Raw genomic sequence first — 20798 nt, forward strand, 5'->3', positions numbered from 1 at the left:
TTTTCTATAAGCCCTGCTCGACAGCTTCCCGTTTGGAATCGCTACCCCCCGAGCAAGTGCGAGCATGGCCGCTACCCGTGTGTTGCTGACCGCCTTGGCGATCGCGTCGGCCGCCGTTGCGCCCGCCCAATCGACCAGCGCCCCGTCGACCAACAACTCTACGGAACCCGCCCGCAACCCGTTCCGGGCGTACGGCCCGGTCGGCCTCCCCAGCCCCGTCCGCCAGGCCTCGTTTGAGGAACCGATCGTGGGCGACAGAACGCCGGCTGCCCTGCCCGCCGAGCCGCCGCTGCCGCTGCCAACCGACGATCCTGTCGAAGCGCGCCCGGCAGAACACCCGCTCACGCCCGTGGTCGACGACGCGGCCCCCGCCCTGCCCTCCTCGGCCGAGCCGAGCGAGGCCGAGCAAGCCCGGTCGCCCGTCCCGCCGCCGCTTGCACTCGACACCGCTTCGGTTGGCCAGACGGCCGTGAGCACGCCGTTGTCCCCGCCGCCGGCCTCGGCAGCGGCCGACAACAGCTTCCGCCGCCTGGCGCCCCCGACTCCGAGCACTCAGGCGCCCACCGCGGGCGAGCGTCCCCGGCTGCTCGGCTTCGACTGGAACGACCTGCCGGTCGAGCCGGCGACCTCCGCCGCGGCCCTCGGCCTGGTGGTCGGGCTGTTCCTGCTCACCGCGGCGGTCTTCAAACGCGCGGCCCCCAAGTCACAACGCCTGCTGCCGGGCGAGGTCGGCAGCCTGCTCGGCCGGATTTCGTTGGGCGGCAAGCAGTCGGCCCACCTGCTCAAGGTCGGCTCGAAACTCGTGCTCGTGCACATCACGCCCGACGGCGCCAAGCCGCTGACCGAGGTCACCGACCCGGCCGAGGTGAACCGCCTGTTGGGCCTGTGCGAGCAGGGCGGCGAGCACAGCGCGTCGACCGCGTTCGCCGACGTGTTCGAGAAGCTCGCCGCCGAGCCGGCCACGCCGGGCTTCCTCGGCGCCGAGTCGTCACTGGTCAACCGCCAAGAGCTGGCGGCCGCCTATGCCAACACGCCGGGAGGCCGCGGTGGACGCTAGACTGAATACAAATACGCGTGCCTGGGCGGTAGCCGTTGTGCTGACGCTGTGCGGCTCCGCGGCGCCGACCGCGACCGCTCAGACCACCACGACCGCCGCGAGCACGTCGGCCAACTCGCCGCTCGGCAGCCTCGACGCCACCGCCGAGTCTGCCATCGAGGGGATCGGCGGGCCGAGCGAGTGGACCAGCCGCGAGCGGCTGAGCTCGTCGCTGCAGATCATGCTGATGCTCACGGTCATCAGCCTCGCCCCGGCGGTGCTGTTGATGACCACCAGCTTCGTGCGGATCATCGTCGTGCTCGGCCTGCTGCGTCAGGCGCTCGGCACGCAGCAGCTGCCGCCGAGCCAGGTGCTGACCTCGATCGCCCTGTTCGTGACGCTGCTGATCATGACCCCGGTCTGGACCAAGAGCTACGAGGACGGCATCAAGCCGTACTCCAACGGCGAGATCGACCTGCAGCAGGCGTTCGAGCGGTCCACCGAGCCGGTGCGGATCTTCATGGCGGACCAGATCTCGCACACCGGCAACCACGACGACGTCTACCTGTTCCTCAGCCACCAGCCGGACGGCGGCATCGACCCCGACACCGGCGAGATGCGCGACTACGCCTACTACGACCTCCAGGAGGGCGAGACGCTGGTCCCCATCACCGCGTTGCTCCCCGCCTTCATGCTCAGCGAGCTCAAGACCGCCTTCTTGATCGGCTTCCAGATCTACCTGCCGTTTGTGATCCTCGACATCATCGTCGCGAGCGTCACGATCTCGATGGGCATGCTGATGCTGCCGCCGGTGCTGATCTCGCTGCCGTTCAAGCTGCTGCTGTTCGTGCTGCTGGACGGCTGGCGGCTGGTCATCGAGATGCTGCTGCACAGCTTCTCGCTGTTCACGGTCATTTAAACCCCGGTAATCCGACCGGCGCCGCTAGCGAGCTGCACTCCCCATGGACCCACAACAAGCCATCGACCTCGGCCGCGAGGCCCTGCTGGTCACCACCATCATCGCCGCCCCGGTGCTGCTGGCGGGCATGATCGTCGGCCTGCTGATCGGACTGCTGCAGGCGCTGACCCAGATCCAAGAACAGACCGTCGCGTTCGTCCCCAAGCTGCTGGCAATGGTCGTCGCGCTGGCGATGACGCTGCCGTGGCTGCTGTCGCGGCTGATGGAGTACTCCGGCGGCCTGATCGCGTCGATCCCTGATCGCCTTTAGATGCGGGCCCTGATCGTCTTTTGTTGCCGGCCCTGACCGCCTGTCTACGCGGGCCCCGACCGCCTTTAGTTTCCTGATCGCCCAAACGCGATCTCTGCCACCGACCGCCCCGCATGCCCTGGCTCGAACCCTACCTGCTGAACCAGACCGCGGCGTTCACGCTGATCCTGGCGCGGGTTGGGGCGCTATTGGGCACGGCCCCGCTGTTCGGCGCCCAGGCGGCGCCGATCCGCGTGCGGGCGTTGCTGGCGGTGGCGCTCTCGCTGCTCATCCTGCCGAGCCACGGCGCCCCGCTGACCAGCGCCGACTCGATCCTGTCTGACGGGATGAACCTGGTCCTCTTCAGCCAGATGATCATCCTCGAGGTGATCGTCGGGGCGATGCTCGGCCAGGGCGTGATGGTGATCCTGTCCGGCGTGCAGATGGCCGGACAGATCGTCGCCCAGATGTCCGGCATGGCGATCGGCGAGCTGTTCGACCCCGGGTTCGACAGCAGCGTGTCGATCTTCGGCACGATGTTCTACTACGTCACCTTCGCCACGTTTGTCGCCATCGGCGGCCTGCGGATGGCGATCGAGGCGCTGCTCAACACGTTCACCTGGGCCCCGCCCGGCCGGGTGTCGCTCGGGGAGGACTACGCCGATTTGATGGTCACGCTCCTGAGTCAGAGCTTCGACCTGGCGCTGCGGGCGGCGGCGCCGCTGCTGATTGCGCTGCTGCTCTCGACTATTGTGCTCGGCCTAATCAGCCGGACCATGCCGCAGATCAACGTGATCGTGGTCGGCTTCAGCGCCAACGCGTTGCTGACGCTCGGCCTCTGCTTCGCGACGATCGGCGGCATCGCCTGGGTCTTCCAGCAGCCGCTAGAGGACGCCCTGATCAACCTCAGCCAGACCGTGCAGTCGACCGAGTCGGCCGTCCCGTAGCCACCCAGCCGCAAAGGCTTCACGCCGCTCGAGTAGCAACCCCAGATGGCCGAGCAATCCGGCGACAAGACGTTCGACGCCACCCCGCACCGGCGCCAGCAGGCGCGCGAGAAGGGGCAGGTCGCGTACAGCCAGGACCTCGGCTCGGCCGCCCTCCTGGTCGCGGCGGCGCTGATCATGATGTCGCTCGGCGGCCGCGTCGCCGAGGCCGCCGCCAAGATGCTCCACCGCCAGCTCGGCGAGGTCGGCGTGCTGCACGCCAATCCCCAGGCGATGATCGACCAGTCGATGGAGATCGGCGCCGCGATCGGCATGACCCTGCTGCCGGTGTTCGGTTTGCTGATGCTGTCGTCGATCGCGTCGAGCGTGTTCCAGACCGGCCTGCTGTTTGTCCCCAACCGGCTGGCCCCCGATCTGTCGCGGCTCAGCCTGCTGCAGGGGGTCAAGCGGATCCTCTCGCTGCAGGGCGTGATGCGGCTGGGGTTCGGCATGTTCAAGGTGGCGATCGTCTCGACCGTGAGCACCGCGGTCGTGCTGGCGCGGTCCGAGGAGATCCTCAACGCCGGCGCGCTGTCGATCGGCGGCCTCGCCATCCTAACCGGCGACGTCGTGACGCAGTCGCTGCTGTGGGTCGGCATTGCGCTGCTGGTCCTGGCGCTGGCCGACTTCGCCTTCCAGAAATGGAAGCACGAGCAGGACCTGAAGATGACGCACCAGGAGGTCAAGGAGGAGATGAAAAACCTGCAGGGCGACCCGCAGGTGATCGCCCGGCGGAAGCAGGTGCAGCGGCAGATGGCCCTCAACCGGATGGGCCAGGAGGTGCCGCAGGCGGATGTCGTGGTGACCAACCCGACCGAGCTGGCGGTCGCCCTCCGCTACGACCCCGACCGCATGGCGGCGCCAATCGTGGTGGCCAAGGGCGCCGGCGTCATCGCCCAGCGGATCCGCCGCCTGGCGCTGGAGAACAACGTGCCGATCGTCGAGCGCAAGCCGCTCGCCCAGCTGCTCTACAAAGAGGTCAAGCTCAACCACCCCGTGCCCGACAACAGCTACGCCGCCGTCGCCGAGGTGCTGGCTTATGTCTACCAGCTGAAGGGCAAGAAGGCGCCGCAGCCGCGCGCGGCGTAGGTGACTAAGGCTCGATGTCTCGTCCCGATGTTCTTGCCCACGCCACAAGCGTTCGGCGTAGCCCGCCGCGGCTGGTATTGGAAAGAGGGAGCAACTGCTGAGGCTGGGAACAGCTCGGCGAGTTAGCGGCGGGGCTAGCTTCGGTCGGTAGGTCCAACTTCGGCATGCATGCGGCCGACCGCTTGGGGACCACTGCAAGTCGCGTCGTCTTCTGATCGTATGAAGCCCTGCCCCCCTGGTGAGGATTGAGGCAAGATCCAGCCCGCTCCGGAGATCGAAATCCAAGTGCACCCTTCAAAAGTAAGTCAATCGGGCAATGCTTCACCCCTGGTGAGGAATGGGGCATAATCTAGGCCCATTCCGAAGATCGACATCCAAATGCCCGCCGGACGCGTTAATCAAACGACTTGCCTGCTGCTCTCGCTGGTGTACCTGGCGGTTGGGCTGACTGGCGATGCGCTACATCCACTCGCAGACAAGTTAGCAACGAGCGAGGGGCATGCCGAATCGCACGGCCACAATCACCCACACGGCTATTTTCACTGCCACTCGCCAGATAACCACTGGCACTTCCACAGCGCCGCGCAGGATCAGCCGATCGGGATCGCGCAGGAAGGCCGTGTTCCCGAGGTAGCCGGCCACAACGTATTGCGTGGAGCGGGTGCAACACACCAACCGCACGCGTGCCACCTCCTGTCGCTTAGTTCTACACTCAAGATCGGGTACAACCCGTGGAGCACCCGTTTCCTAAGCCCTCGGGTCCTTTCCACGTGTCAAGACCGATCGACTCTCCGTCGGCGCCAACAGTCGCTCCGTTTGCGATTTCCTCGCGGCCCACCCTCTTTGGCTCTCGCGTAGATCCTCTCATCTTGCATTGACCGACCCTCTCGGCGCGTGCGCGCAGCGGGTCCGGGGCATTTAGATTTGGCCGAGGTGCGTTTGCATGGGCGTCCGCCGCTGCGCAATGACGCTGGTTGAGTTGCTGGTTGTCATCGCCATCATCGCTGCACTTGTGGCGTTGCTGCTTCCCGCCGTGCAGGCCGCCCGCGGGGCCGCCCGCCGGTCACAGTGCGCAAACAACATGAGGCAGCTGGGGCTGGCGATCCATCAGTACGCCTCCACTCACAAGGGGCGTTTCCCGTTGATGGCGTACCACAACCAGTCGAGCTCGCCGTCGCTGCAAGAACAGAAGTCGTGGATTAGTACGTTGTCGCCCTACGCAGAGAAAGTCGACGAGCTGCGGCTCTGCCCGGACGACCTTGAGCGGCGCGAACAGGTGTTCGACACGGCCACCAGCTACGCCATGAACGGCTACCTGCGAGAGGCTGACGACATCGACACCTCGGGCCTGCCGCCTGCCTTGGCCGCCGCTGTTGCCGCTAGGAACGACGGCCTGGTGCCTGAGCTCTACGACCTCCTGAAGACCCACGCGACGATCGTGATGTTCGAGGGGACCGCCGCCCGGTTAGGTGTGCACTACGACCACGTGCACAGCTACCTGTGGTTCGCGGAAGAGAACCTTCGCAACAAACTCGTGGTTGACGCGGTGACCGCCGAGGTGGCGACCGACCGTCACACCGGTCAAGTTGCGAACTACTTGTACGCCGATGGGCACGTGGACGCGCTCCCGGCTGAGACGATTGTCGAGTGGTGCCGTTCGGGCGAGAACTTTGCCCGACCGCCGCAGTAGCTTCTGCAACTCGACGCTCCGCGCCACGCCTGGAGCTGTGGCTCGCTATACCTCATAGATCTAACCTTGGAGATACTCCCATGAGACGATTCCACCTACAACACGCCGTCGCCTGCGTGCTCGCTGCCGCCGTTGCCGCCGGTAGTTCAACCGCCTACGGGCACGGAGGGGGCGGCGACATCGCCCTCTTCGCGACCGACGGGCAGGCGGACCTTGGCTTCGCCATCCTCGACGACGACGATGACCTGCAGGTAGTGTTCGACCCCGACGAAAATGTCTTCCTCTCGGTTCTACTTCCGCAGGCGCCTAATCCGGTCGTCCCTTGGGATTTTGGGTCGCCCGAGCCGGGGCTCGACGCGAACGAGGGCTCGCTGCCGCCAAGCGCCGAGATCGTTATGAACCTGATCGAGCTACAGTACTGGAATGGCGCCGGGCCGATGAGTTTCTCGTCACTTACCGGAGTCAGCGGCGGGGTTGCGCCCCAGCCGCTGCAGTCGTTCCCCGACGGCGGGTTCCATTCCCACCCGCTCTTTGGAGTTGAGGGAGCAGGCGCCGCGCCGCCGGCAGGCGTCTACGTCGGCAAACTGACCGTGAGCGTCGAAGGGCTGAGCGACTCGGACCCCTACTACATGGTCTCGCTAATCTCGGACAGCGTCACCGCAATCACCGACGAGGACCACCGCATCGAAGCCGCAGAGGCCATCGGTGCGCTGGTCCGCAACTACGCCGCGGATCCACTCGCTAGCCCAACTCCTGTCTACGAAGGGGTGGACTTCACCTACTACGCCGAGGCGGTGATGCACGTGCGCGGCATGGCGTCCGTTCCGGAGCCGGCTAGTGGCGTACTAGTCGCGCTCTGCCTGGCGTTCGGCGCCGCGGCCCGCGTTCAGCGAAGCTCGTTCTAGCTACCCCTAAGCCGAGTAACGCACCGCCGGGGTCCGCCCCGGCGGTGTTCTCGGCGCTTCCCAAGGCATGTTCCTATGACGCACCGAATCGCAAGAGTAGCGCTCCCGCTGCTCATCTGCGCCACGCTACTGTGCCACTCCGCAATGGCGCACAAGGGCGGCATCATTGTGCAGCAGATCGATGGCCGCTTGGTTACCGGCTACGACGACGAGACAAGCGGTTTGCAGACCATCGGCGACCGCGCGTTCGCGTTGCTTTTCCCTTCCTCCCTCGCAAACGACGTCCCATCGTTCTTGTCGTTCGCGCAGGCCCCAAGCGGTAGTGCGTCGCTGCCGGTGGGGTCGAACCTCTACTGGGACTTCCTGCCTATGCACTTCGACGGAGTGACATCAAACCTGATGTTTTGGGACGCATCGGGCGGTCAACCCGAAGACGTTCACTTCTCGCCAGCGCCGCAAACCGACACCACACTGACGTTGTACACGCAGGGATTTACGGATAACGCCAGCGTCGACGGCGCCGCGGCGATGGTGCGGGGCAAGCGGCTGGGGGTCACCACCGCCGACAACCTTGCCCTGCACGCCCACCGATGGTTCTTTATGGACTCGCAGACATCGACCCCCGAGGGCATCTACCTCATTGCGATGCAGGTGAGGGCAGACGGGTTCGCCAGCTCGGAGCCGTTCTTCGTCGCCGCGGCCACGAGTTCAATCCCCGCGAGCGTACTGGACGATGTCGCCCTGCCCTGGGTAGCCGAGCACGTCGACGATCTGCTGCTCGAGGGCGACTTCAACTTCGACGGCGAGGTTGATTCGTGGGACTACATGCTCTGGCGCCAGCAGTTCGGATCATCGGGCGACTTCGCCATCGGCAACGGCAGCGCCAATGGGAACTACGACGGCGTCGTCGACGCAGCAGACTACACCGTGTGGCGGGATCAGATGGCGAACGTCGCATTGCTGGTGAGCTATTCGACGCCCGAGCCGACAGGCGTTGCGTTGCTTGTTCTCGCTGCGTTCGTTTGCACCGCGCCCGCACGTCGTTTGAATCATTGAGGCGCCCGACACCTCTTCTGAGGCTCGCGCTCGTTCAGCTGGCTGTGTCAAGTGGCCGCCGATTCTCCCCTCACAAGGGGGTAGTAGACTAGCTTGTGACAAGAATTGCGGATGTTCCAGCCGACAGCCCGACCGTCGATTCGATGCGGTTCGCTGCAGCGAATAACGATAACCTTTCCCGGAGCGTGTCGATCAGCTGTTGAAATACTGAATCAACGCATCGCTCGGATGGGCGAGAGCGTCCCAATTCACATCGGTTGCATCGTCCGCTGCGCCGGAGAGAATCCCCGACCCCGCTGAGGTTGTCACAACCGCAACTGGCGTCTCCGTGCCTCAAGCTCCCAACCGGCGCCGCACGTTTCAGCGACGGTTGCCCTTCAACGGGCGGCGCCTCTCAGGCCCGCGGCGCTGACCTGCGGCAGGCAAGCAAGTTCGAGGCGCCAGTAGTAATGGCGCCGAGCAACCCCTGATTCTTTAAGAAGTCCGCCCCGGCCCGTGGTAGACTAAGGGGTTCGCCGGTTGGCTCGTGGGCGTGATGGGCTGAGCTTGCGTAGGGTGGGACGCGATTAGTGGGGCCAGAGTCTTGTGGGTTCGCGTGGTGCTTGGACAGAACTCCCAGGCGCGTCCACAGCGGCGAATCCGCAACCCGCTACCAGGAAAGGAGTTGTGGCAATTCCTTGATGACGGGCGTGGGGGTTTTGTCCCCTTCGGTCGAATAATCGGACTAAACAGTCGCCGCGACTCGCTCAGGCCGCCCGGCGGACGTCGTCGAACAGCCGCTCGAGTCCGCGGCGGCTTTTGCCCCAGTCGAAGTACTGCCCCTCGATCTTAGTCGCCGCCGTGACCAGGCTGCCGCCGTTAGCCGCCGACACCGTAATCAGCAGCTTGCCAGCCAGGGCCCAAATGTCAGACGGGAAGGTCGCCACCAGGGTGCACGCGTCGTCCCCCTGCTCGACGGCCTCGAGCTCCTGGCCACGCTCGGCAAGGGAACAAAGCACGCGCACGATAACCTCGCCGGGTGGGATTGCGACCGCCTGCTGCTGCTCCTTGCCGGTCTTCACGCCCCAGCGGGCGTACATCGGCTGTACCAGGCCAGCGAGCTTATCGAGCGGCACCGGGATCGACATGACCGTCGCGGCGACCGAAAGGAACTCCTCGCCCGACATGCGTTTGGAACTGCGGGCGGAGCTCGCCTGGATACGGGCGCGGACCTCGGGGACCGAGGCGATGCGATCGAATTTGATTTCCTGCCGCCAGCTAGCGTCGGCCGGGGCCGGCGCGGGCCCGGCCAGGGGCTGGCCACAACTTGCGCAGAACTTGTTCTCCGCGGGCTGGCCGCAGTGCGAACAGAACTTCTGCGCGGGTGTTTGATTGGCGAATGAGAGCGGGTCACGGTCCATGCTAGCGTCCTCGCTGCGGTCGGTCGGCGTCCGCTTACCTAGATCGGTTGTGGACTGCGTGCAACTGCAACGAGAGCCGGTAGCCCCCAGGAGAACTAGTCGACGATCACCGTGCCGGACTGCGCGGTCAGGGCCCGGAACGCGTCGGCCAGGCGGGCGCACATCGGACCCGGTTCGCCATCGCCGATGGGGCAGCCGTCGATCGCCAGCACCGGGGCCAGCTCGCCCATGGTGCCGGTGCAGAACACCTCGTCGGCGCGGAGGAATTCGGGGACGCTGATGTCGCGGACCTCGGCGGGGATGGAGAGCTGATCGCACAGCTCGAGGACCACCGAGCGGGTGATCCCCTCCGGGCAGGCGACCGTCCGCGGGGTCAGCACGCGGCCGGCGTCGACGGCGAACAGGTGGGTGGCGTTCGTTTCGGCGACGAAGCCACGCGGGTCGAGCATCAGGGCGTCGTCGGCCCCGGCGGCCGTGGCGTGGATCTTGGCGAGGATTGAGTTGAGGAGGTTGTTGTGGTGGATCTTGGGGTCGAGCACGTCGGGCGCCGGGCGGCGGTACGAGGAGGTCGCCAGCTTGACGCCCGACTTGTCGTACACGGGCGGCTTGAACTCGGCGAGCACGATCAGGGTCGGGCCCGCCTGGTTGAGCCGCGGGTCCATGCCGCTGGTGATCTTCACCCCGCGGGTCAGCGTGAGCCGGATGTGCACGCCGTCGCGCATGTTGTTGGCTTCGAGCGTGCGGCGGATCTCGCTCGTGATGTGCTCGTGCGTGGGGATCTCGCGGAAGGCGAGCGCCTTGGCGGAGTGGGCCAGGCGGTCGAGGTGCTCCTCGAGCCGGAAGATCCGCCCGTCGTACAGCCTAAGCCCCTCCCACACCGCGTCCCCACCTTGGACGACCGAGTCGAACGGGCTGACGCCGGCCTGGTCGCGGTGCTTGAGGTCGCCGTTGATGTTGATGATCAGGTCGGCGTTTCGCTCGTCGTACTTCTGCAGCATGGGGTCGTGCGGGTTCGTGGCGGGGATTGTTTAGCAGCCGGCGGTGGGGCAGGTCAGCTTCGCGGCGGCGAGCTGGTCGTAGATTTCTTGGCACTGCTTGAGAAGGTCCTGCATTTCCGCAGGCAGATCGCCCTCGCGGGGGCGGTGCGTGTCGAAACCGGTCGACTTCCAGACGTTGTCGTACCAGTGCTTGGCCCACACGCCGTCGGTGTCGTGGGGACCGGGCCGCCAGCTCAGCATCGCGGGGTCGAACGGCACGCCGACCCGCTCGCACACCTGGCGGAGCATCGCCTCGGGGTTCTGCAGCAGGTCCCGGCTGTCGATCACCACCGGCGGATGGCCGGTGCGGTCGAGCTCGCGTTGGAAAAGCAGGAGCTGCTGGGGCAGGCCTGTTTCCTCGAGCGAGGGAGACTCGAACACCTTGGTCAGCGACAGCAGCATCTCGCGCGGGTCGCGGATCAAGAGCAGGTTGGTGAGTTGGTCGGTCCACTCGACCGGCATGCCGGGCAGCAGGTGGTGGGCCATGTGCTTCTGGTAGAAGATCGACTTGCCGGCCGGCGTCGGCCCGGTCAGCCAGGCGAGCACCTCGGGGAGCTGGCCCTCGTGCACCTCGACCACCTCTTGCCAGCCCGGGTGGTGCGTGATGCCGGTCTGCAACAGGTAGTAGGCGTAGAGCGGCTCGTCGCAGACCACGGTGTCCTGGCGGGCGCCCCAGGATCGCATCAGCGCGGTCGAGATGTTCCGCGGCCCGGACCACATCGCGATACGATGGGGCGCCGCGGGTTGAGTTTCCGGATCACCGGAGGGGTACTTGGTGGTTTGCATGCCACCAATCTACCGGGGAAGTCCCCGCCGCACGAGCGGCGCCTTGAACTGAGCCGCCCCGCCTGTTACCGAAGAGGGGCGCCGGCGGCCCCCACGCAGTCCGCCGCGGCCGAACACGAGTTCCGCCCCGCCGATTCGCAAAGGAGTTGTATGCCGTCACCATCGCTCGCTGCTGTCCCCCTGCGGTTTTTCCCCCCCGCCCTGCTGGCTGTGCTCAGCGTGGCCCTCGCCTGGCCAGCGACCGGCTACTCTCAGCAAGACGCCACCGAAGCGCCCGCCAGCGAGACCATCGTGATCGCCGCCCGCGAAACGCCGCCCTTCACGATGAAGGGCCCCGACGGGCAGTGGTCCGGCATCTGCATCGACCTGCTCCGCGAGGTGCAGGCCGACCTGCAGGGGGCGACCGACAACGAGGTCTCGCTGGAGTTCCGCGAGCTCGGCCTGAACGAACTGCTCGCCGCGGTCGAGCAGGGCGAGGTGGACCTCGGCGTCGGCGCGATCACGGTCAATTACGAACGGGAGCGGCGGATGGACTTCTCGCACCCGTTCCACAGCTCGGGCCTCGGCATCGCGATTGGCTCCCAGGAACAAGACGACAGCTGGCTGGGGGTCGCCCGGGCGGTGCTGTCGCCGACCTTCGTCAAGGTCGTGGCCGGCCTGTTCGCGGCGCTGCTGGTCAGCGCGGTGGCGGTATACTTCTTCGAGCGGCGTGGCAACCCCGAGCAGTTCGGCGGCGGAGCGGTCCGCGGGATCGGCTCCGGGATGTGGTGGGCGGCGGTGACGCTGACCACGGTGGGCTACGGCGACAAGGCGCCGAAGACCCTGCCCGGTCGGCTGATCGGGTTGGTGTGGATGTTCGCCGGGCTGTTCATCATCGCCAGTTTCACGGCGTCGGTGACCTCGGCGTTGACCATCAACCAGCTCAAGGCAGGCATCACGGGCCCCGGCGATCTAGTCAACGCACGCGTCGCGACCGTCGAGGGCTCGACCGCGGACGCCTACCTGCGGGCGCGTGGCGTTGGTGCGAGTCTTCACGGCACGGCGGCGGACGCGTTGGCGAGCCTGCGTAGCGGCGAGGTCGACGCGGTGGTCTACGACGCCCCGATACTCCGCTACCAGGTTGCGCAGCAATCGGGTGGCGGGCTCGCGGCGCTGCCGGTAATCTTTGCTCCGCAGGAATACGCGTTCCCACTCCCCAACGAGAGCAAACTCCGCGAGCCAATCAACCGCACCCTGCTCCGCGTTACCGGCCAGCCGGCCTGGCGGCAGTCGCTGGAGAAGTACTTGGGCGAGCGTTTCGACGAGCTGTAATCGTCGCCTGCCCCGCCGCCCCCTCGAGCTCACTCTGGCCGCCTTCCCTCCAGGACCCTCCCTATGTTTCGCAAGCGTCGCCCCCAAATCGGCGCCCGCCCCGGCACCTTGGCGATCCCCAAACGGGCGCCCGAGCCGCGGATCCATATGATCACTTACGATCCGGACAAGCTGCAGGAGGGACCCGTCACCGAGACCGACGACCTGCGTCAGGCCTTCGACGAGTCGGACGTCACGTGGATCGACGTGCAAGGATTCGGCGACCGCTCGCTGATGCACGAGCTCGGTGACATGTTCGAATTGCACCCGCTGCTGCTCGAGGACCTGGTCAACGTGCCACAGCGTCCCAAGGCCGAAGACTACGGTGACCAGCTGCTGCTGGTGGTGCGGATGGTTCGGCTCGACGACGAGGGGGAGCTGGACGCGGAGCAGGTGAGCATCGTGCTGGCGCCGCACTATGTGCTCACCTTCCAGGAGAAACACGGCGACATCCTCGACCCGGTGCGGCGGCGGCTGCGGGGCGGCAAGGGGATCATCCGCCAGCAGCCCGCCAGCTACCTGGCGTACGCCATCGCCGACACCATCATCGACGGCTACTACCCGGTGCTGGACGCGATCGGCGAAGAGATCGATGCGCTCGACGAGGTCGTGATCAGCCAGCCGAGCCCCGAGCTGCTGCGCCGGCTCAACGACATGAAGAACCGCCTGGTGATGCTCCGCCGCTGGCTGTGGGCCCAACGCGAGGCGGTCAACACCCTGATGCGGGACGACAGCGAGCTGATCACCGACGAGCTGCGGGTCTTCCTCCGCGACACCTACAGCCACTGTGTGCAGACCGCCGAGGTCGCCGAGATGTACCGCGAGATGATCACCGGCCTGATGAACACCTACATGTCGGCGGTCGCCAACCGCACCAACGAGGTGATGAAGGTGCTCACCATCATGGCCAGCATCTTCATCCCGCTGACCTTCCTGGCAGGCATCTACGGCATGAACTTCGAGCACATGCCCGAGCTGCACATGAAGTGGGCCTACCCGGCCGTGTGGTTCACGATGATCGCCACCGCCGGCGGGATGCTGGTGTTCTTCTGGCGGAAGGGCTGGCTGGGGGGAGGGCCGTAGTGCTGGGAGGCTCGTAGCGTTCGCAGAAACGAGGCCGCAAGCCTAGGGCGGCGCCTCGCCGCCGGCCCGTGTCGCGGCCGCCAGCCAAACCAAAAGCTCCACGGAACCGGACTCGAACGCGGCCGAACCATCGCACCGCAGCAGCTGCACGCCGCCGGGGTGGTGGCTGCGGGCGGCCAGGCGGGCCCTCTGCTGACGGGCGTTCATGCAGTCCCACTCGGAAGCGTTGGGCAGCAGGGCGTGGTTGTAGAGGGTGTTGCCGTAGTTCCCGAGAACCCACTTGGCGCCGCGCTCGCCGTACCAACCGCCGCTCGACGCCGACTGGCAGTCACCCGCCGGAGTGTCGGCGCCGCCGGGGAGCTCGAGCATGTACTCCTGCGACTGGGCGCCGGTCGGCTGGACGAGGTCCGCCGGCGCCGCTCCCGGGCCGAGGGTCCGCTCGGCGAACGCAACGGTGTGCGAAGAGCCGTCGGTCAGGTCGCGGAAGCGGGTGGTCGAGGCCGAATAGAACACGCCGTCGGCGTCGGTCAGGCTGCCGTAGTCAACGGTCCCCGAACCGGCGTTGGCGGCGTAGCTTGTTGCGGCGAACTCGACCCCCGGAACACGCGGGGCGTGGGGCTCGCTGGGGCAGAGGAAGGTGGCGACCGGCGTCGTCGCCGCGGGGTAGTTTGCCTGACCATCGAACACCACCCCGCCGCCGATGCCGAAGGTCGTCGGCGCCTGGGAAAGGTCCATCGTTGCAAACAGATTTCCCCCTTCGAGGTACTCGAGCAGGTGTGTCTGGGCAGAGAAGACCTCCGGCAGCGGCGCCCCCCGCCCCGCCGGGAACCGCCGGTGGGCGGCGTGGAACGAGTGCAGCGCCAAACCAAGCTGCTTGAGATTATTGGAACACGCCGCCCGCCGGGCGGCGCCGCGGGCGGCCTGCACCGCCGGCAGCAGCAGCGCGACCAGCGTCCCGATGATGGCAATGACAACCAGCAACTCAACCAGAGTGAACGCGCGGCGGTTGCAGTGCGCAAGCGTCAACGGAGTGCCTTGCCTCGGGTTGGTAGCGCAGCGGCAAAAGCCGCGTACGTTGCGGGGGTGCTCGGTGGCGGACAGACGCACGCCACGCGGTGCCTCCATGCTAGTCCAACTAACCCGCACGGGACAGAACGGCGCCGAGGGGGAGGCAGGAAACCTCGGAACCGACCGCAAACGCCGGCCACGCCGAAAGCGTGGACCGGCGATGAAAAGTGGAGGCGGCGGGAATCGAACCCGCGTCCCGCAATAGTTCCACGTGAGCGTCTACGTGCATAGTCGGCGGGTTTGATTTCGCGCTACGGTCGCCTCGCCGACAGGGCTACCGCAACGCTAGCCGAGAACTTGATTTAGTCGCGGGCGTGCCCAGCAGTGACCCGCGACGATCCGGAGGGGGTTATACGAGTCGTCAGCCGATTCCGGCGACCAACTGGGACTCGGGCAGCCTAGTTCTAGGCAGCCAAAGCGTAGTTACCTTCGGCAATTGAAGGTTTTAATCGGCTTTTTACGTGGGCCACCGATCAACCACGGCACGCAACTGCACGCTTCTGCCATCCGGTCGAACCCAGTTCGCCCCCGAAAGCTTAGCGCAGCTCTTTATTGTATTCGGTCGGCTGCACCGCGGATAGCAGCGAAAATCCGCGGGAGGCGGCGACTTCGGGTCAAACTCCCTGGTTGGCTCGATTGACACCGCCGCCGGCCTCCTACTATTCTTGGGGTCTTGCGGGCGATTAGCTCAGTTGGCTAGAGCGCCTCGTTTACACCGAGGATGTCGGGGGTTCGAGTCCCTCATCGCCCACTTCTTTTTCTGCTGCTCGGAAACGTCGTTTTTGGGGCCCGATTGGACCCGCCGCGCTAGCTAGCTCGCTGAGGGTCGGGTGCGGCCCGTCGGGCGGCACGGCCGCGTACGAGGAACGCCATCGCGAACGCCACGGCGGTGGCCGTGCTGAGAATGGCGGGCGCCAGCCAGAAGGTCGACCAATCGTACGGCGGTGGCGACACCCCCTCGGGCGTGAGCGAAGCCTGCTGCATAAACCCGACCAAGAGCGCGCCGCCGAGGTGGCCGACGCCGCCGGTCGCGATTGCGTTAAGGCCTTGGGCGGCGCCGCGTTGCGCCGGCCCCGAGAGCTGATCGACGATCATCACGCCCGCTACATAGACGAACACGTAGCAGGGGCCGTGGACGATGATGGCACCGTACACGGCTGCGGTCCAACCGAGAGACGACGCGAGCGTCAGCAGTCCGTACCGAACCGACCAGGCCAGGACGCCTAGGAAGAAGACCCGGCTCAGCCCGAGCCGCGCGGACAACATCGGCAGGGCGGCAAGGCACATGAGGTCCGACAGCTGGCCCAGGGTCATCAACGCCGCGGGGCTAGGGTAGCCGGCCCAATTAAGAAACAGGTTGGCGTAGTTGTTGTAGGCCATGCTCGGCACCACGGCCAATGCGGCGATGACCAGGAAGCCGATGAGCGGTCGGTTCGACGCGAGCCCCCGCGTGGGGCGGCGGTCCTTCTGCTGGCCGCCGCGCTCGGCGAGCATGGGCCTGGTCCGAGGAAGGCTCAACGCGTAGGCCGCCATCGCCAGACTGGACCAAGCGCCAATTGCCAGCGGAACGCCCGTGCTCTCGATCTCGGCGCCGAAGAGCCACGGCCAGCCAACGCCGATAAAGAGGCCCGCCGAGATCCAGCCGCCGGTCGCGAACAGCCGCGCGTGGGGGTACTGCCGCTCGGGATCGGAGAGGTGCTCGAGCGCGATCTTGTTGGTCAGCGAGCACGACGGGTTAAAGCAGTTCCAGTAGAGCAGCAACGCGACGAAGAACCATTGCTCGCTGTCGGTCGAGTGCATCCACCATGCCGCCGCCGCGCAACCGACGTGCAGCAACGCGACCAACCGGTCGGCCGCCAGGAAGCGGTCGCTGAGGAACCCGAATACCAGCGGCGAGACCAGACTCCCGATCGCGCCGGAGATCGTGCTGAAGCCAATAAACCCCGCGGAGAAGATCGCGGCGCCCTGCTCTCCGGTGTTGGCGCCGATGTACGTCCCCACGGTCACTGCCCAGACGCCCAATGGCCAGTACTGGAGCAACATCATCGCGGCGATCCGCGGGAAGATGTTGCTGGGCGGTCTCGTGTCGCCGCTGGTTGGGCGTTCGGGCATGAAGAGCGAGCGGCGGCGTTGGAGCGTTCAGCGGCCACGCACCAGCCCAGCAGGGCTGCGGTAGGGCACACTCAAGAGTAGCAGCGCCAGCCGCCGCACGCCACCGACTCGCTCCCAGACCGTCACATCACGATCGTCCTACGCGCGCCCAGCAGCCGAGACTCGCGAGACCGATCAGCGCGAGCGAGCTGGGACCGGGGACGGCGGCCGCCGGAAGGCTTCTACCGCCAAAGTGGTCACGCCAGACGGCGTAGTCGGCGGCGTCGACGACGCCGTCGTAGTTGCCGTCGGCGCCCGAGCCGTAGACGGCGGTCCTTGCTCCGTACGCTCCCCGCCACACGAGGTAGTCACCCGCTCCCACGACGCCGTCGTGGTCGTAGTCGCCCGTGGGGGCGGTCGACTCGAGCAGCTCAGCGGCCGCCGATAGTTCGAGCGCGGCGAGCATGCCGGAGACCCCGTCGAGGTTCGACATGGCCCCGGCGTCCTCGGCGTAGGACCTCCTCGCCAGGAACAAGCGGTACACGAGTTCGAGTTCCGCCTCACCGTAGGCGACTCCCGTGTGCTCCTGGACGCGTGCGAGGTAGTCGAAGCCGGTTTCGTTGGTCGGCTCGAACATGGTCCCTTCGCCGAAGTCGTTGAACGTCGCGAGCTGCAGGAAGTCGACTCGATTGGCGAACTGAGCGGCCTGGTTCAATACGGCGTCGAGAGTCGCGCCGCCATCGTGGGGGATCTCAAACGGCACGGGCGAGCCGGCGCCCCCTTCGGAGTAGAAGTCGTCGAAACCTGGGTAGGCGACGCCGCCGGCCAACTCGAGGTTCGGCGCACGGTAGCGATAAAAGCTGTCCTGATGCCCAAGGTGGTTGTTTTGCGCCTCGTCCTCGTAGATCCACGCGTACTCGCCCGCGGCGTTGCCGCCCGCGTCCTGGGACTCGTACCACAGCGGCATGAAGGCGACCGGCTCGTCTGCCTGGGCGAGGATCTGCGTCCACTGGCTTTCCGTCTGGAAGTTGATCGGGCCGAAGGACGCCAGCAGCGGCTCTGCGGAAGGGCCCAGCCGGATGTAGCTCGGGTGGCTGAAGTAGTTATCGTTCAAGTACGAGACGTTCGCTTCGGCCTGTCCGATGTTGGCGGAGAAGCGGTCCTCGAGCACGACCGCGAAGTCGAGCCCAAAGTCGCCGAGCCGGTCGACAAGTGCATTGCTGTTCGACAGCAGACTGCCGATGTCGCCGTTGGTCCCCTCGACGCCGTACCAGTCGATCATCACGCCGTCGACGCCCGAGAGCTTCATGAGCAGCAGGTGGTACTCGATCACGTCGGGGTCGCTCGAGGCGTACGGCCCGATCTTGGGGTAGTAGTGTGACGCGATCTGCCGGCGACCGCTGGCGTCGATCACGTTGGGGTTCTGCGTGTTCATCCGCCAGTGCCAGCCCCACTGTCCAGGGCCGAGGGTGTCGGGGGTCTCGAACCAGGGCATGTAGTGCATGTACACCTTCGCCGGGTTCGACTTTTCAACCTGAGCGGCGTGCGCCGGAGTCACGCAGCAGCATACTCGTAGCAGCAGAGCCAACAAGAGCCAGAGAATTGTTCTTCGAGAGGCAATACGCATAGAGATCCGAGACGCCGGAGCTGCGGATGGAATGAGATGACAACGCACGCGGGCCTGCGTCGACCGCTGTAGTCTAACACGCCGCCGGGAGGGGCGTCGGCTAGTTCGCGACCAGGTCCTCTAGGTTGCGACTCCCTCGCGCCCGGTGGACCTCCAGGTCGATATTGAAACTGACGCTATCGACCGAACCATCGCAAAACACGACCTGGAACACGCCAGTGTGGGCCGAACCAAAGTTGAACTGCAACGTGCGTTCGCTCGCAGTCGCTGGGTAGTAGGCCGAGTCGCCGGTCTTCGTCATCCACTGCTGGTACTCACCCGAACTCATATCGGGCAGCGGCGGCACCCACGCCGACACGATGTTGTCGCGGTCAAAGCCGTTGTAGGCGCCCTGGTCGTCGAACAACGACGTGCCGGTGGAGTACAGGTCCGACTCGCGCATCCGCTCGCCGACGATGTAGGTCTTCGACGTGCCGTCGGTAATCTTGCGCATCGGCACCGGCGTTCGCGGCAGGATCATGCCGTTGCTGCCTGACCCCATCCGCGCGAACCAGTTGTCGACGCCCAAGCCGGGCAGGCTCTTGTCCCAGGCCGCGGCCTGGGCAAAGCTGCTCGGCCCCGGACCGTCGAGCATGAGGAAACGACGCACCTCGACGGCGCTGCCCGACGCGGCCGCCGCGTCGTACGCCTGCTGCGTGCCGCCACCCCGGCACCCGGCGTAGTCGCTGCGGAAGGCCAGCCCCGGATTCTGAGCGAAGTCGGCCCCCGTGTTGCGGTAGCCACTGTTGTTGTTTGATCCGTTATCCAGCAGAGGGTACGGGTCGGCCTGGCGCCGGCTGGGGCAGTTCATCACGGAAATCTGCGTCACCAGCAGTTGTCGCATGGCGTCGTCGCGCGCAGCGGAGTTGGGCGCCGTGCCCGTTCCTATTTCGCGGAGGGTCCCCTCTTCCAGGAACGCTAGGATGCTGTAGAGCCAGCTGCCGGGCTGAGACTTTCCGGCGCCGCCGTCAGGCTCTGGCATCCACAGGTACCCCCAGCCGCCACTCGGGAAGTACCCGTAGGTGTCGTGGTGGTTCTGCAACGCCAGCCCGATGTTCTTGAGGTTGCTGGTGCATTGTGTCCGCCGGGCGGCCTCGCGCGCCGACTGCACCGCCGGCAGGAGCAACGCTACCAGCACGCCGATGATGGCGATCACAACGAGAAGCTCTACGAGCGTGAATGCTCGCCGATGATGTTGCTGACTGGCCATTCCAACCTCCTGATCCGGGCCTGAAGAGAGCTCCTGCGCACGCCGCCCGCAGTAAGTCGGGGGCCTGCCCCAGCCCCCGAGTTCCGACGCTAACCGCGTCGCCGCGGACCGCACCCAACAACCGTGGCGACGGCGATCAGCCACGCGGCGGGGGGTGATGGGACGGACGCCGTAAAACCGACCCCCGGCGGGGTCGCAGGGCCACCGTAGTTGCTGACCCACAGGTCGTAGTCCTCGCCGTCCACAATTCCGCTGCCGTCTCCCGCGCCCCCCAACGCCGACTCGTCGCCGTCGAGGTTGTCACGCCAGATGGTGTAGTCGGCGCCGTTGACGACCAGGTCGCCGTTAAAGTCGCCCGGGATCGCGGGGACGTCGACGGCTTCGATGCTCATCGCGTTCAGGTACCCCAGCGAGCCCTGGGCTCCGACGAAGTCGACATAAAGGATCGCCCCGTCCTGGGGCGCCAGCCCGATGAGTTCGGCCACCGCGTCTCGATTGTGCGACGACGCGTCCACGCCGTCCTGCACCTCCAGCGACACCGAGTCCACCAGCGTGGAGTAAGTGTTGTCGTTGTATACCGAGTACACCGTGGTCTGGTCGGTGCTGTACTTGTGCGAGCCGAAGAACGTCAGGTTGTAGCGTTTCGAAGCGTCGAGGCCCTGCAGCTCGAAGCGGACGTTGTTGGGGTCGGTCCCCGGGCCGGCGACGAAGTCGAACGCCGCGGCGAGCGAACCGCCGAGGTCTCCCAACGCCTGCGCGTCAATGTCGGTCAGGAACACATCAAACGCCTGCTGGCCCGCGGTCGTCGGTCCGGCCGGCCCGTTGTAGCTGTCGGTGGCAACCGGCGTGCTGAAACCAAAATCGACGGTTGTCGGCACGTTGTTGACGTCGACCAGGTTCTCGATGAACACGCCGGTCGGGATGCTGGTCCAGTAGTTGCCGTTGTCGTCAGCGCCCGCGACGCTCAGGCCGCGGAAAGATGAGTCGGCGCCGAAATCCAGCAGCAGCTTCTGCCCGCGGGCCGACGACGACAGGCAAATCGCCACCGCGACCGCCGCCCACAGCCGGGGGGACCTCGGCCTTAACTCTAGTCTTCGCATAGCTGTCGCCTCAGTTCGGTGTAGTGGGTAGGTGCGA

Annotated in this window: 17 protein-coding genes, 1 tRNA gene, 1 other RNA gene and 1 pseudogene; 11 read left to right on the forward strand and 9 right to left on the reverse strand. The window is 66.3% G+C overall.

Annotation, left to right across the window (positions count from 1 at the left end):
- Positions 1 to 64 precede the first annotated feature (64 nt).
- The 8 genes and pseudogenes from Pla123a_RS09315 (at position 65) to Pla123a_RS09350 (ending at position 7970) form a co-directional block, all read left to right on the forward strand.
- Positions 65 to 1057: a flagellar biosynthetic protein FliO gene (locus tag Pla123a_RS09315; protein WP_146586194.1), complete on the forward strand. Its 993-nt coding sequence runs from the start codon at positions 65 to 67 to the stop codon at positions 1055 to 1057.
- A complete protein-coding gene (gene fliP / locus Pla123a_RS09320) occupies positions 1047 to 1955 on the forward strand; it encodes a flagellar type III secretion system pore protein FliP (RefSeq protein WP_231956376.1) in 909 nt (302 codons plus the stop codon). The genes Pla123a_RS09315 and fliP overlap by 11 nt, the downstream gene beginning before the upstream one ends.
- Before the next feature lie 43 nt (positions 1956 to 1998).
- The gene (fliQ, locus tag Pla123a_RS09325) at positions 1999 to 2265 is read left to right on the forward strand and encodes a flagellar biosynthesis protein FliQ (RefSeq protein ID WP_146586198.1); all 267 of its coding nucleotides are present in this window, start codon (positions 1999 to 2001) and stop codon (positions 2263 to 2265) included.
- A 113-nt stretch (positions 2266 to 2378) separates the two neighbouring features.
- Complete coding sequence (locus Pla123a_RS09330; protein ID WP_146586200.1) at positions 2379 to 3191, forward strand: flagellar biosynthetic protein FliR; 813 nt, start codon at positions 2379 to 2381, stop codon at positions 3189 to 3191.
- A 45-nt stretch (positions 3192 to 3236) separates the two neighbouring features.
- The gene (gene flhB / locus Pla123a_RS09335; RefSeq protein WP_146586202.1) at positions 3237 to 4319 is read left to right on the forward strand and encodes a flagellar biosynthesis protein FlhB; all 1083 of its coding nucleotides are present in this window, start codon (positions 3237 to 3239) and stop codon (positions 4317 to 4319) included.
- Positions 4320 to 5262: 943 nt separating this feature from the next.
- A pseudogene (locus Pla123a_RS24975) lies at positions 5263 to 5496 on the forward strand (DUF1559 family PulG-like putative transporter); the annotation flags it as partial.
- A gap of 593 nt (positions 5497 to 6089) precedes the next feature.
- The gene (locus tag Pla123a_RS09345; RefSeq protein ID WP_146586206.1) at positions 6090 to 6914 is read left to right on the forward strand and encodes a hypothetical protein; all 825 of its coding nucleotides are present in this window, start codon (positions 6090 to 6092) and stop codon (positions 6912 to 6914) included.
- A gap of 75 nt (positions 6915 to 6989) precedes the next feature.
- Positions 6990 to 7970 carry a hypothetical protein gene (locus Pla123a_RS09350; RefSeq protein ID WP_146586208.1) on the forward strand — a complete coding sequence of 327 codons (981 nt, stop codon included), beginning with the start codon at positions 6990 to 6992 and terminating at the stop codon, positions 7968 to 7970.
- 746 nt (positions 7971 to 8716) lie between these two features.
- Here Pla123a_RS09350 and Pla123a_RS09355 read toward each other — a convergent pair.
- The 3 genes from Pla123a_RS09355 to Pla123a_RS09365 all read right to left on the reverse strand — a co-directional run bounded on the left by Pla123a_RS09355 (position 8717) and on the right by Pla123a_RS09365 (position 11193).
- The gene (locus Pla123a_RS09355; protein ID WP_146586210.1) at positions 8717 to 9370 is read right to left on the reverse strand and encodes a hypothetical protein; all 654 of its coding nucleotides are present in this window, start codon (positions 9368 to 9370) and stop codon (positions 8717 to 8719) included.
- A gap of 95 nt (positions 9371 to 9465) precedes the next feature.
- Positions 9466 to 10368: an aminotransferase class IV gene (locus Pla123a_RS09360; RefSeq protein WP_146586212.1), complete on the reverse strand. Its 903-nt coding sequence runs from the start codon at positions 10366 to 10368 to the stop codon at positions 9466 to 9468.
- A 30-nt stretch (positions 10369 to 10398) separates the two neighbouring features.
- Complete coding sequence (locus tag Pla123a_RS09365; RefSeq protein WP_146586214.1) at positions 10399 to 11193, reverse strand: sulfotransferase; 795 nt, start codon at positions 11191 to 11193, stop codon at positions 10399 to 10401.
- 150 nt (positions 11194 to 11343) lie between these two features.
- Here Pla123a_RS09365 and Pla123a_RS09370 point away from each other — a divergent pair, with 150 nt between their 5' ends.
- Positions 11344 to 12504, forward strand: coding sequence for a transporter substrate-binding domain-containing protein (locus Pla123a_RS09370; RefSeq protein WP_197527825.1), 1161 nt, complete (start codon positions 11344 to 11346; stop codon positions 12502 to 12504).
- A gap of 63 nt (positions 12505 to 12567) precedes the next feature.
- Complete coding sequence (gene corA / locus Pla123a_RS09375) at positions 12568 to 13626, forward strand: magnesium/cobalt transporter CorA (protein WP_146586219.1); 1059 nt, start codon at positions 12568 to 12570, stop codon at positions 13624 to 13626.
- 42 nt (positions 13627 to 13668) lie between these two features.
- Here the strand turns inward: corA and Pla123a_RS09380 are convergent, their stop codons facing one another.
- Positions 13669 to 14652 (reverse strand): DUF1559 domain-containing protein, encoded by a 984-nt coding sequence (locus Pla123a_RS09380; RefSeq protein WP_197527873.1) that lies wholly within the window; start codon positions 14650 to 14652, stop codon positions 13669 to 13671.
- Positions 14653 to 14859: 207 nt separating this feature from the next.
- Positions 14860 to 15224: a transfer-messenger RNA gene (gene ssrA, locus Pla123a_RS09385) on the reverse strand.
- Between the two features lie 147 nt (positions 15225 to 15371).
- Between ssrA and Pla123a_RS09390 the strand changes: the two genes are divergently transcribed.
- Positions 15372 to 15445: transfer RNA gene (locus Pla123a_RS09390), tRNA-Val, on the forward strand.
- 56 nt (positions 15446 to 15501) lie between these two features.
- Here the strand turns inward: Pla123a_RS09390 and Pla123a_RS09395 are convergent.
- The 4 genes from Pla123a_RS09395 to Pla123a_RS09410 all read right to left on the reverse strand — a co-directional run bounded on the left by Pla123a_RS09395 (position 15502) and on the right by Pla123a_RS09410 (position 20761).
- The gene (locus Pla123a_RS09395; protein WP_146586223.1) at positions 15502 to 16806 is read right to left on the reverse strand and encodes an MFS transporter; all 1305 of its coding nucleotides are present in this window, start codon (positions 16804 to 16806) and stop codon (positions 15502 to 15504) included.
- Between the two features lie 127 nt (positions 16807 to 16933).
- On the reverse strand, positions 16934 to 18289 hold the full coding sequence (locus Pla123a_RS09400; RefSeq protein WP_197527826.1) for a hypothetical protein: 1356 nt from the start codon (positions 18287 to 18289) through the stop codon (positions 16934 to 16936).
- A 223-nt stretch (positions 18290 to 18512) separates the two neighbouring features.
- Positions 18513 to 19661: a DUF1559 domain-containing protein gene (locus Pla123a_RS09405; protein ID WP_146586227.1), complete on the reverse strand. Its 1149-nt coding sequence runs from the start codon at positions 19659 to 19661 to the stop codon at positions 18513 to 18515.
- Positions 19662 to 19750: 89 nt separating this feature from the next.
- Positions 19751 to 20761 carry a hypothetical protein gene (locus tag Pla123a_RS09410; protein ID WP_146586229.1) on the reverse strand — a complete coding sequence of 337 codons (1011 nt, stop codon included), beginning with the start codon at positions 20759 to 20761 and terminating at the stop codon, positions 19751 to 19753.
- Positions 20762 to 20798 lie beyond the last annotated feature (37 nt).

Source organism: Posidoniimonas polymericola, from assembly GCF_007859935.1.
Taxonomy (GTDB): Bacteria; Planctomycetota; Planctomycetia; order Pirellulales; family Lacipirellulaceae; genus Posidoniimonas; species Posidoniimonas polymericola.